This is a genomic window from Saccharothrix sp. CCNWYY140 (assembly GCF_037401995.1).
GTDB lineage: Bacteria > Actinomycetota > Actinomycetes > Mycobacteriales > Pseudonocardiaceae > Actinosynnema.
The window spans coordinates 1-10,155 of record NZ_JBBEGC010000194.1 but is presented as its reverse complement, the minus strand read 5'-3'; the positions used below and the strand labels follow the sequence as shown (position 1 = coordinate 10,155).

The window sequence follows — 10,155 nt, the reverse complement described above, 5'->3', positions numbered from 1 at the left end:
CATACGGGGATGACACAAGCAAGAAGCCCAGGCAGAGGTGTGCCGCGCGGCAGCTTCGTGAAGCGCGCTGCGCGCGCGAAGGCGGGCGCTGCGCGCCAGAGCTGGCGCTGGCTGGGCGTTCGTGTTGGGGCCGGCTTGGGCTCGGAGGTCGCCGCTAGTCCGTGTCAGGAGGGCGTGGCCAGGCTGGACTGGGGTTGGTCAGGAAGCCCAGGGGATGGAGCGGCCGGGAGGGGCGGATTCCAGCCAGGACAGGAAGCCGGTCAAGGCGTCCGGGCCCATTGCGATCTCGACCGTTTCGCCCTTCGTGCCGCTGCATCGGAGGACGACCGCGCCCTGGGGCATGGCGTATGCCTCGGACGCGGTCGGTTCTCGTCTGTCGTCGATTTCGAAGCCGTCGCGGTAGATCACGCGGTCGGGGCCGGTGCGCAGGCTCAGGGCCCTTGACCAGACGAACTCGTCGCCCCGGTAGTGGCCGACGCCCAGGTGCCAGCCCCTGCCGCCCCCGTCCAAGCGGGTCCTCAGGGCTACGTGCACGCCACCGGCGCGCAGTAGGCGGATGCGGCGCCACGCGAGGTACGCGAGGACCACCACCGCGACGAACAGGACCACCCCGACGACTTCGGCGATCCCCACGGCGCTTGTCCGCTCGTCCGGGTCAGGCCGGGTGGCCCGCGGCGCGGAGTCGGGCGAGCGCCCTCGCGCGCTCCACCTCGTCCGCGTTGGACAGGGCCGAGCGGGCCTCTTCGACGTCGATCTCGTGGGCCAGTTCGGCGGCCTCCGCGAGGATGCTCACGCCGTCGCCGGTCACGGAGAGGAAACCGCCGTGCACGGCCGCGGTGACCAGCTCGTTCTCGACGGTGCGGATCCGGACCACGCCACCCTCGACCAACTGGCCCAGGACGGGCTCGTGGCCGGGCAGGATGCCGATCTCGCCCTCGGTCGTCTGCGCGACCACCGAGGTGGCCGTCCCGGACCACAGGCGGCGTTCCACGGCGACCAACTGGACGGTCATCTCGGCCACGCGCATCTCCCTTGTCTGGCACTGGAGTCGTGTGCAGTCTAAACGGTCGCCCGAACGGGCCGCCGCCCCAGCCACCCTCAGCGCTGCGGTACGTGTGGTACCACCCGCCTGGGGGTCACCCTGACGGCGGTCCCGACCATTGCGCCGGAGTCGGATCAGGGTGTCCCGAGTAGACGCCGGGGACAAATGTCGTTGTGGGTGGAGTGAGGTGGGTCACGGGCTTGGTGTGCTTCCGGTGAGTGGAAGACTGAGGGTGTGCCGGTTCCCGTCTCGTTGCTCGGTCGGGCGTTCGCGCTGTTGGCCGTGTTCACGGCTGAGCGGCCCTCGGCGACGTTGTCCGAGTTGAGCCGCCACTCCGGTCTGCCGCTGAGCACCACCCACCGGCTGGTGCGGGAACTGCTCGCGCACCGGGCGCTGGAACGCGACACCAAGGGGCGGCTCTGGATCGGGCTGCGGCTCTACGAACTGGGCGCCCTCTCCCCCGGTGCGCTGGACCTGCGTGAACGGGCGCTGCCTTACCTGGAGGATCTAGTCGAGGTCACCCGGCACAACGTGCAGCTCGCGGTCCGTGACGGTCTGGAGGTCGTCTACGTCGAGCGCCTGTCCGCTGTGGACGCGGTCAGCATCCTGACCCGCATGGGGTCGCGCATGCCCCTGCACGCCACGGGCGTGGGGCTCGTTCTGCTGGCGTTCGCGCCGCACGACGTCCAAGAGGAGGCGTTGGCGGCGCCCTTGAAGCGCTTCACTTCCCACACCATCAGCACCCCCAAGGCCCTGCGCACGGCGTTGGCGACCGTTCGTCGTGACGGCTACGCCATCTCCGACCGCCAGATCGAACCCATCACGTACTCGGTGGCCGCGCCCGTGCGCGGGTCGTCCGGTGACGTGGTAGCGGCCGTGTCGGTCGTGGTGCCGGTCGAGACGCGCACGGACACCGTTCTGCCGGCCGTGCGGGCCTGTGGGCGCGCGATCTCCCGCGCGATGGGGTGGCGCGCGCCTAAGCGGCCACGGGAGGCCGGCGGCGGGCCAGCAGGGCGGTGAACGCGGCCAGCTGCTCGGGCGTCATCGCGCTCTTGGGCACGGCCGTCGCCTGGACCTTGCCCAGCACCAGCAGCCAGGCCTCCGGCGTCTCCACGACCTTCTCCAGCGCCTCCCACCGGACGCGCGACTGGAAGGTCGGGTAGGAGAACGACACCCACTCGTCGTCCGCGTCCAACCGGAAGTCGGCCTGGATCGCGACCCACTGCTGCCTGACCGAGGTGCCGACCATGTACGGCTTCATCGCGAACAAGGCGAGCAGCCCGAGCACGATCACCGACACCCACGCGTACGGCGGCCAGATCCCCAGCATCGCCACGAGCACGCCCGCACCCACCATCCCGAGGCCGAGCGGCAGGAGCCGTTTCGTGTACGGCTGGAGGATGTACTCGATGGTCCGCCGCAACAGCGTCTCGTCGTAGGGCACGTGGACGTACGAGGTCATGGCGCGAAGCCTATCCACGCGCGCGCACCCGCTGGTCCGGTTCGGATACGACGAAGACACGCCGGCACAACGGAAAGGCCCGCCCCCACGAGGGGGACGGGCCTTCCGGACGAACAGCCGGGGACTTACTTGCCGGCCAGCTTCTTCGCGTTCTCCTCGACGTCGTTCAGACCACCGCAGGAGAAGAACGCCTGCTCCGGGTAGTGGTCGAACTCGCCCTTGCAGACGCGGTCGAACGCCTCGACGGTCTCCTTGATCGGCACGAAGGAGCCCGGCTGGGAGGTGAACTTCTCCGCGACGAAGAAGTTCTGGCCCAGGAAGCGCTCCAGGCGACGGGCGCGGCCGACGAGGACCTTGTCCTCTTCGGACAGCTCGTCCATGCCGAGGATGGCGATGATGTCCTGGAGTTCCTTGTACTTCTGGAGGATCCGCTTGACCTCCTGCGCCACCCGGTAGTGCTCCTCGCCGACGATCGACGGCTCGAGGATCCGGGACGAGGACGACAGCGGGTCCACCGCCGGGTAGATGCCCTTCTGGGAGATCGGACGGGAGAGCTCCGTCGTCGCGTCCAGGTGGGCGAACGTGGTCGCCGGGGCGGGGTCGGTGTAGTCGTCCGCGGGCACGTAGATGGCCTGGAGGGACGTGATCGACTTGCCCCGGGTCGACGTGATGCGCTCCTGGAGCTCACCCATCTCGTCGGCCAGCGTCGGCTGGTAACCCACGGCCGACGGCATGCGGCCCAGCAGGGTCGACACCTCGGAACCGGCCTGGGTGAACCGGAAGATGTTGTCGATGAACAGCAGCACGTCCTGGTTCTGGACGTCGCGGAAGTACTCGGCCATCGTCAGGGCCGACAGGGCGACGCGCATACGCGTGCCCGGCGGCTCGTCCATCTGGCCGAACACCAGCGCGGTGTCCCCGAGGACCTCCATCTCCTCCATCTCCAGGAGGAGGTCGGTGCCCTCACGGGTGCGCTCGCCGACGCCGGCGAACACCGACGTGCCGGAGAACTCGCGGGCGATACGGGTGATCATCTCCTGGATGAGCACCGTCTTGCCCACGCCCGCGCCGCCGAACAGGCCGATCTTGCCGCCCTTGACGTACGGGGTCAGCAGGTCGATGACCTTGATGCCCGTCTCCAGGATCTCGGTCTTGCCCTCGAGCTGGTCGAACGACGGGGCCTTGCGGTGGATCTCCCACTGCTCGCCGTCGCGGCCGAGGCCCGGCGAGTCGAGGCAGTCGCCCAGCGCGTTGAACACGTGGCCCTTGACGACGTCGCCGACGGGCACCTTGATGGCGCTGCCGGTGTCGCTCACGGTCGCGCCGCGGACCAGGCCGTCGGTCGGCTGCATCGAGATGGTGCGGACCAGGTTGTCGCCCAGGTGCTGGGCGACCTCCAGGGTCAGCGTCTTGGCGACGGCCTCGTACGTGATCTCCACGTGGAGGGCGTTGAACAGCTCGGGAACCGAGTCGCGCGGGAACTCCACGTCGACCACGGCGCCGATCACCCGGACCACACGGCCGGTGCGGGTGGTGGTGGCAGTAGCACTCATGTCACTCATCACTTCCTGCGCCACCGGTAAGCGCGGAGGCGCCACCGACGATCTCGCTGATCTCCTGGGTGATCTGGGCCTGGCGGGCCGCGTTGGCCTGGCGGCTCAGGTTGCGCACGAGCTCGGTGGCGTTGTCCGTCGCCGCCTTCATCGCGGTACGCCGGGCCGCCGACTCGGACGCCGCCGCGTCGAGCAGTGCCGAGAACAGCCGGGTCTTCACGTACTTGGGGAGCAGCGCGCCGAGCAGCGTCTCCGCGTTCGGCTCGAACGAGTACACCGACTGCAACTTCGCCGGGGTGGGGTCGTACTCGACCTCCATCGGCGCGATGCGCTTGGCGACCGGCTGCTGGCTGAGCATCGACTTGAACTCGGTGTAGACGACGTGCAGCTCGTCCACGCCACCGGGCTCGTCACTGCCCGCGACGAAGGCCTTCACCAGCTCGTCGCCCGCCTCGGAGGCGTTGACGTAGTGCGGGAGCTGCGAGAACCCGGTCCACTCGTCGACGATGTCCCGCCGGCGGAACCGGTAGTAGCCCACGCCCTTGCGCCCGATGACGTAGAGCACCGGCTCCTTGCCCTCGGACCGCAGCAGCGAGAACAGCTCCTCGGCCGCCTTGAGCACGTTGGCGTTGTAGCCGCCGCACATGCCCTTGTCGCTGGTCACGACCAGCACGCCGGCCCGCTTCGGGGCCTTGCGCTCGGTCAGCAGCGGGTGGTCGAGGTTGGCCGACGCCGTGGCCAGCGCCGACAGCACGCTGGTGATCTCCTCGGCGTACGGGCGCGACGCCGCCACCCGCGCCTGGGCCTTTGCCAGGCGCGAGGTCGCGATCAGCTCGTACGCCTTCGTGATCTTCTTGGTCGAGTTGACCGTGCGGATCCGCTGGCGCAGCTCTCGAATCTGTGCCGCCATGCCTACGTCACTTCTCGGCCGGGGCGGGTCGGTTCACCTTGACCGACTCGTGCCCGACCTTGTCGGCGTCCATCGCCTCAGCCGGGGCCTCGTTGACCACCGGGGCGCCGTTCGAGGCGGTGAACTGCTGCTTGAACGCGTTGACAGCGTCCACGATGCCCTTTTCGGTGTCTTCCGACAACGTCTTGGACTCGCGGATGCTGGAGAGGATCACGTCGTGGTTGCGGCGGACGTGCTCCAGGAACTCGCCCTCGAAGCGGCGGACGTCGCCCACCGGGACGCTGTCGAGGTGGCCCTTGGTGCCCAGGTAGATGGACACGACCTGCTCCTCGACCGCCACCGGCGAGTACTGGCCCTGCTTGAGCAGCTCGACCAGGCGCGCGCCGCGCTCCAGCTGGGCGCGGGAGGCCGCGTCCAGGTCGGAGGCGAAGGCGGAGAACGCCTCCAGCTCGCGGAACTGCGACAGGTCCAGGCGCAGCGAGCCGGAGACCGTCTTCATGGCCTTGATCTGCGCGGCGCCACCGACGCGGGAGACCGAGATACCCACGTTGACGGCCGGGCGGACACCGGCGTTGAACAGGTCCGACTCGAGGAAGCACTGGCCGTCGGTGATCGAGATGACGTTGGTCGGGATGTACGCCGACACGTCGTTGGCCTTGGTCTCGATGATCGGCAGACCGGTCATCGAGCCGCCGCCCATCTCGTCGGACAGCTTCGCGCAGCGCTCCAGCAGGCGGGAGTGCAAGTAGAAGACGTCGCCCGGGTAGGCCTCGCGGCCCGGCGGGCGGCGCAGCAGCAGCGAGATGGCGCGGTACGCCTCGGCCTGCTTGGTCAGGTCGTCGAAGATGATCAGGACGTGCTTGCCCTGGTACATCCAGTGCTGGCCGATGGCCGAGCCGGTGTAGGGGGCGAGCCACTTGAAGCCGGCCGAGTCGGACGCCGGGGCCGCCACGATCGTGGTGTACTCCAGCGCGCCGGCCTCCTCCAGCGCGGCCTTGACGCCCGCGATGGTGGAGCCCTTCTGGCCGATGGCGACGTAGACGCAGCGGACCTGCTGCTTCGGGTCGCCCGACTCCCAGGCCTTCTTCTGGTTGATGATCGTGTCGATGCAGACCGCGGTCTTGCCGGTCTTGCGGTCGCCGATGATCAGCTGGCGCTGGCCGCGGCCGATCGGGGTCATCGAGTCGATGGCCTTGATGCCGGTCTGCATCGGCTCGTTCACCGGCTGGCGCTGGAGCACCGACGCGGCCTGGAGCTCGAGGGCGCGGGTGTCGTCGGCGACGATGTCGCCGAGGCCGTCGATGGGCTGGCCGAGGGGGTTGACCACGCGGCCGAGGAAGCCGTCGCCGACCGGCACGGAGAGCACCTGGCCGGTCCGCTTGACCTCCTGCCCCTCTTCGATCTTGTCGAAGTCACCCAGGATGACGGCGCCGATCTCGCGCACATCCAGGTTCAGGGCGACACCGAGCACGCCGCCGGGGAACTCCAGCAGCTCGTTGGTCATGGTGCCGGGCAGACCCTCGACGATGGCGATGCCGTCGTAGGTCTCCGCGACGACGCCGACCTCTTCCCGGCTGACTTCCGGGGAGTAGGTCGAGACGTACTTCTCGATCGCACTGCGGATCTCGTCCGACGAGATCGTCAGCTCCGCCATGTCGTTCCTGCTCTCACTTCGTTTAAGGAAAGGGGCTTGTGGGCCGCGGTTCCGGTGTTCGGTCAGCTCGCGAGGTCGCGGCGCAGAGCCGCGAGCCGACCCGCCACGCTTCCGTCGATGATCTCGTCGCCGATCTTGATCAGCAGGCCGCCGCGCAGCGTGGGGTCGACCTCCACGTGCAGCGCGATGGGCCGCGAGTAGATCCGGGTCAGCGTGGCCTCGAGGCGGTCCTGCTGCGCCGCGTCCAGCTCGACGGCGGAGCGGACGTAGGCGACCGAGCGTTCCCGGCGCTTGGCCGCGAGGGCCGCCAGGTCCGACAGGCCGCCGACGACGCCCAGCCCGCGCGGTTCGCGGACCAGCTGGTCGACCAGGGTCTTGGTGGTCTCGTCCACCTTGCCCGCCACGAGGCTGTCCACCAGCTCGACCTTGCCCGCGGGGTCGCCCGCCGGGTCGGTCAGCGCCAGCTCCAGCTCGTGGTTGCCCGCGATGATGCGGCCGAGCCGGAACAGCTCGTCCTCGACCGTGTCGAGCCGGCCGTCCCGCTCGGCCCGCACCAGCAGCGTGGTGCGGGCCAGCGACTCGACGCCGTCGACCAGCTCACGCGGGCTGGACCAGCGCACCGTGACGACCGTGGCCAGCACCTGGAGGGCGTCCTCGGAGACCAAGCCTGCCAGCAGGCCCCGGAGCAGGCCCTCCCGGCCGGCGGGCTCGGTCGAGGCGTCGGCCAGGGCCCGGCGCAGCGCGGGCTGCCCGGACAGCAGGCTGACGACCGCGAACAGCTCCTCGCCCAGCTTGCCGAGCGCGGCGCTGTCCGGCGCGGCGTCGACCAGCTCCAGCAACCGCAGTTCGGCGGCGGCCAGCGCGTCGCGGCTGGCGGCGTGCAGCGTCATCGGCGTTCCCTCACTTGACGGCCGGAGCCGAGGTGTTGTCCAGCTCGTCGAGGAACCGGTCGACGGTGCCCCGGCGGCGCACCTCGTCCTCCAGCGACTCGCCCACGACCCGGTCGGCCAGGTCGACGGCCAGGCGGCCCAGCTCGCCGCGCAGCTCCGCGACGATCTGCGCCCGCTGGGTCTCCAGCTGGGTCTGGCCCGCCGCGACGATCCGGGCGGACTCCTCCTGCGCCTTGGCGCGCAGCTCGCTGATGATCTGCTCGCCCTCGATGCGGGCGTCGTCGCGGATGCGCGCGGCTTCCGCGCGCGCCTCGGCGAGCTGCGCCTTGTACTGCTCAAGCGTGCGCTGGGCCTCGGCCTGCGCCTGCTCGGCCTTCTCGATCCCGCCCTCGATCTTGGCGGCGCGTTCGGCGTAGACCGCCTCGAACTTCGGCGTCACGAACTTCTTGATGACGAAGAAGAGCAGCAGGAACGCGATGAGGCCGACGATGATCTCGGACGTGTGCGGGAGAACCGGGTTGATCGGCTCCCCTTCCGCCGCCGCCAGGATGAGGGTATTCATCACAAACCTCTCTTATGCGATGAAACGGTGCTCAGGCTGCCGACGCGAGGAAGTACACGACGAAGCCGAGCAGCGCGAGGACCTCGACGATGGCGAAGGTCGTCCAGGCGAGGCTCAGCAGCACGCCGCGGGCCTCGGGCTGGCGGGCGGTGCCGCTGATGACCGAGGAGAAGATCAGACCCACGCCGATGCCCGGGCCGATGGCCGCGAGGCCGTAGCCGATCGCGGCGAGACCCGCGTTGGTCACACCGGAGGCGGCTTCCTGAGCAAGAACGATGGATGCGCTCACTTGTGCTGTTCCCTTTCCAACTCGGTCCGCGAAAGGCTTCGCGGATCGGAGGCTTGAGTGTTTTTCAGTGCTCTTCCGCCAGCGCGGCGCCGATGTAGTTGGCGCTCAGCAGGGCGAAGATGTAGGCCTGAAGGACCATGATCAGCGCTTCCAGGAACGTCAGCGCGATGGCGAAGAGGAATGCGATCGGGGCCACCACGACCGTGATGCCGCCGTTGAGCAGCAGGAACTCACCCGCGAGGGTGAAGACCAGCAGCAGGAGGTGACCCGCGAACATCGCCGCGAAGACTCGGATGGCGAGCGTGAGCGGGTTCAGGACGAACTTCTGGAAGAACTCGATCGGGATCAGCAGGATGAGCACGAACCAGGGCGCGCCGGGCGGCATGGTGGCGTGCTTCAGGTAGCCGACGAAACCGTGGCGCTTGAACCCCACGAAGTGGTAGACCGGGTAGATGACCAGGACCGAGACGGCCAGCGGGAAGCCGATGTGGGCCATCGTGGGGAACTGGATGAACGGGATGAGCCCGAACAGGTTGTTCACCAGGATGAAGGTGAAGACGGTGAGGATCAGCGGCACGAAGGGCTTGAAGTCCTTGCCGCCGATCTGCTCGCGGGCGATCGAGTTGCGGCCGATGTCGTAGGCCGACTCGGCGAGGAACTGGAACTTGCCCGGGACGAGCTTCATGTTGCGGGTCGCGGCGATGAAGAACGCCCCGATGATGACGATCGACAGGACCAACAGCACCAGGGGCTTGTCGACCGAGCCGAAGATCGCCGGGGGGAAGAAGTCCTTCACACCGGGTGCGACGAACTCGCCACCCGAGGCCAGCACCATCGTGGTCACTGTGTTCCTTCCGGTTCTCCCGGCCGGCGTTCACTCCGCCGGGGGAATCGTCACGATCGGGACAAACGTACCGTATGCACCGCACGCGCCCTTGAGGGGCACCCCCACCAGCCAGGGCGTCCCGTCTGCGCGCACCGTACCAGCCGGTAGCTCAGGGGTTGCCGGGGGTGGGGATGATCACCTGACTGCGACTGCGCTTGGAAGCGCGGACCTCCAGAAAGGTCGCCACGACGATCGTCGCGGCCATCGTCAGCGCGAGCGCGTTCTCGTGGACGTTCTCGTGCAGCGCGGGCACCTTGCGCAGCAGGACCATCACCACGACCAGCAGGACGAGCTTGCCGAGGAAGCCGCCGAACGCCGCCAGCATGATGAACTGCACGGGCAGGTTGGCGGTGCGGTGCATCAGCCACAGCGTGAGCAGTGAGCACGCGATGGCGAGCGCGCCGCCGATCAGCGCCGAGACCAGCCCGGGCACACCGGCCACGAGGGTCCAGACGACCGCACCGAGCGCGACGGTCGCGAGCGCTGCCCAGATCGCGCCGCGGAACATCTCCCCGGCCAGCTTCTGGACGACCTTCTCGTGAGTCCACTCCTGGCTCATGTGTCACCCCTTCCCACTGGTCGGAACGAGTGTATGTGGCGTGCTCGGATCACCCGACCGGTGGGGGTGGGGAAGCCTTGACTTCGGGATGTCGCGGGCAGTGCGGCGCGAGGGACGCGACGGTCGGGTGGGCGCTGGGGCAGGCGGACCCGGCAGGCGGACCCGGCAGGCGGACCCGGCAGGCGGACCCGGCAGGCGGACTCGACAAGTGCCCCCTCCCCCTCCGCAACGCAACGCAACCCTTCGGCTTTTCGCTTGGCTGCCGCACGGCCACACCTCTGCCTGGGCTTCTTGCTTGTGTCATCCCCGTATGGCCTGCCCGAAGGGCTACCACGCTTTGGGTCGGGT

General features: G+C 69.0%; 12 protein-coding genes. 1 reads left to right on the top strand and 11 read right to left on the bottom strand.

The annotated features are described in order from the left end of the window. Positions 1-198 precede the first annotated feature (198 nt). Positions 199-633, bottom strand: coding sequence for a DUF2550 domain-containing protein (locus WBN91_RS37700; RefSeq protein WP_337729080.1), 435 nt, complete (start codon positions 631-633; stop codon positions 199-201). Positions 634-655: 22 nt separating this feature from the next. Continuing rightward, complete coding sequence (locus WBN91_RS37695) at positions 656-1,021, bottom strand: F0F1 ATP synthase subunit epsilon (RefSeq protein ID WP_337729079.1); 366 nt, start codon at positions 1,019-1,021, stop codon at positions 656-658. Between the two features lie 255 nt (positions 1,022-1,276). Between WBN91_RS37695 and WBN91_RS37690 the strand changes: the two genes are divergently transcribed. After that, positions 1,277-2,062: an IclR family transcriptional regulator gene (locus WBN91_RS37690; RefSeq protein ID WP_337729078.1), complete on the top strand. Its 786-nt coding sequence runs from the start codon at positions 1,277-1,279 to the stop codon at positions 2,060-2,062. On the opposite strand, the gene WBN91_RS37685 is transcribed toward WBN91_RS37690, so the two are convergent. The 9 genes from WBN91_RS37685 to WBN91_RS37645 all read right to left on the bottom strand — a co-directional run bounded on the left by WBN91_RS37685 (position 2,019) and on the right by WBN91_RS37645 (position 9,807). Then, complete coding sequence (locus WBN91_RS37685) at positions 2,019-2,504, bottom strand: YcxB family protein (protein WP_337729077.1); 486 nt, start codon at positions 2,502-2,504, stop codon at positions 2,019-2,021. The two genes, WBN91_RS37690 and WBN91_RS37685, sit on opposite strands and share 44 nt — an antisense overlap. Positions 2,505-2,629: 125 nt before the next feature. Continuing rightward, on the bottom strand, positions 2,630-4,066 hold the full coding sequence (gene atpD / locus WBN91_RS37680; protein WP_337729076.1) for a F0F1 ATP synthase subunit beta: 1,437 nt from the start codon (positions 4,064-4,066) through the stop codon (positions 2,630-2,632). Then, positions 4,059-4,967: a F0F1 ATP synthase subunit gamma gene (locus WBN91_RS37675; protein WP_337729075.1), complete on the bottom strand. Its 909-nt coding sequence runs from the start codon at positions 4,965-4,967 to the stop codon at positions 4,059-4,061. Before WBN91_RS37675 ends, atpD begins: the two co-directional genes overlap by 8 nt. 7 nt (positions 4,968-4,974) lie before the next feature. Beyond that, positions 4,975-6,621 carry a F0F1 ATP synthase subunit alpha gene (gene atpA, locus WBN91_RS37670; RefSeq protein WP_337729074.1) on the bottom strand — a complete coding sequence of 549 codons (1,647 nt, stop codon included), beginning with the start codon at positions 6,619-6,621 and terminating at the stop codon, positions 4,975-4,977. A 62-nt stretch (positions 6,622-6,683) separates the two neighbouring features. After that, positions 6,684-7,511 carry a F0F1 ATP synthase subunit delta gene (locus tag WBN91_RS37665; protein WP_337729073.1) on the bottom strand — a complete coding sequence of 276 codons (828 nt, stop codon included), beginning with the start codon at positions 7,509-7,511 and terminating at the stop codon, positions 6,684-6,686. 10 nt (positions 7,512-7,521) lie between these two features. Beyond that, positions 7,522-8,073 (bottom strand): F0F1 ATP synthase subunit B, encoded by a 552-nt coding sequence (locus WBN91_RS37660; protein WP_337729072.1) that lies wholly within the window; start codon positions 8,071-8,073, stop codon positions 7,522-7,524. A 31-nt stretch (positions 8,074-8,104) separates the two neighbouring features. Next, entirely contained in the window at positions 8,105-8,350 is a 246-nt protein-coding gene (locus WBN91_RS37655; protein ID WP_121231937.1) for an ATP F0F1 synthase subunit C, read from the bottom strand. Positions 8,351-8,426: 76 nt separating this feature from the next. Further along, positions 8,427-9,206 carry a F0F1 ATP synthase subunit A gene (atpB, locus tag WBN91_RS37650; RefSeq protein WP_337729071.1) on the bottom strand — a complete coding sequence of 260 codons (780 nt, stop codon included), beginning with the start codon at positions 9,204-9,206 and terminating at the stop codon, positions 8,427-8,429. A 151-nt stretch (positions 9,207-9,357) separates the two neighbouring features. Next, a complete protein-coding gene (locus WBN91_RS37645; protein WP_337729070.1) occupies positions 9,358-9,807 on the bottom strand; it encodes a hypothetical protein in 450 nt (149 codons plus the stop codon). Positions 9,808-10,155 lie beyond the last annotated feature (348 nt).

What these genes read in the sequence shown, in the direction of transcription:
- WBN91_RS37675 (WP_337729075.1), bottom strand. Translation starts at nt 4,967, where the DNA reads ATGGCGGCACAGATTCGAGAGCTGCGCCAGCGGATCCGCACGGTCAAC.
- WBN91_RS37665 (WP_337729073.1), bottom strand. Translation starts at nt 7,511, where the DNA reads ATGACGCTGCACGCCGCCAGCCGCGACGCGCTGGCCGCCGCCGAACTG.
- WBN91_RS37645 (WP_337729070.1), bottom strand. Translation starts at nt 9,807, where the DNA reads ATGAGCCAGGAGTGGACTCACGAGAAGGTCGTCCAGAAGCTGGCCGGG.
- WBN91_RS37685 (WP_337729077.1), bottom strand. Translation starts at nt 2,504, where the DNA reads ATGACCTCGTACGTCCACGTGCCCTACGACGAGACGCTGTTGCGGCGG.
- atpD (WP_337729076.1), bottom strand. Translation starts at nt 4,066, where the DNA reads ATGAGTGACATGAGTGCTACTGCCACCACCACCCGCACCGGCCGTGTG.
- WBN91_RS37660 (WP_337729072.1), bottom strand. Translation starts at nt 8,073, where the DNA reads ATGAATACCCTCATCCTGGCGGCGGCGGAAGGGGAGCCGATCAACCCG.
- atpA (WP_337729074.1), bottom strand. Translation starts at nt 6,621, where the DNA reads ATGGCGGAGCTGACGATCTCGTCGGACGAGATCCGCAGTGCGATCGAG.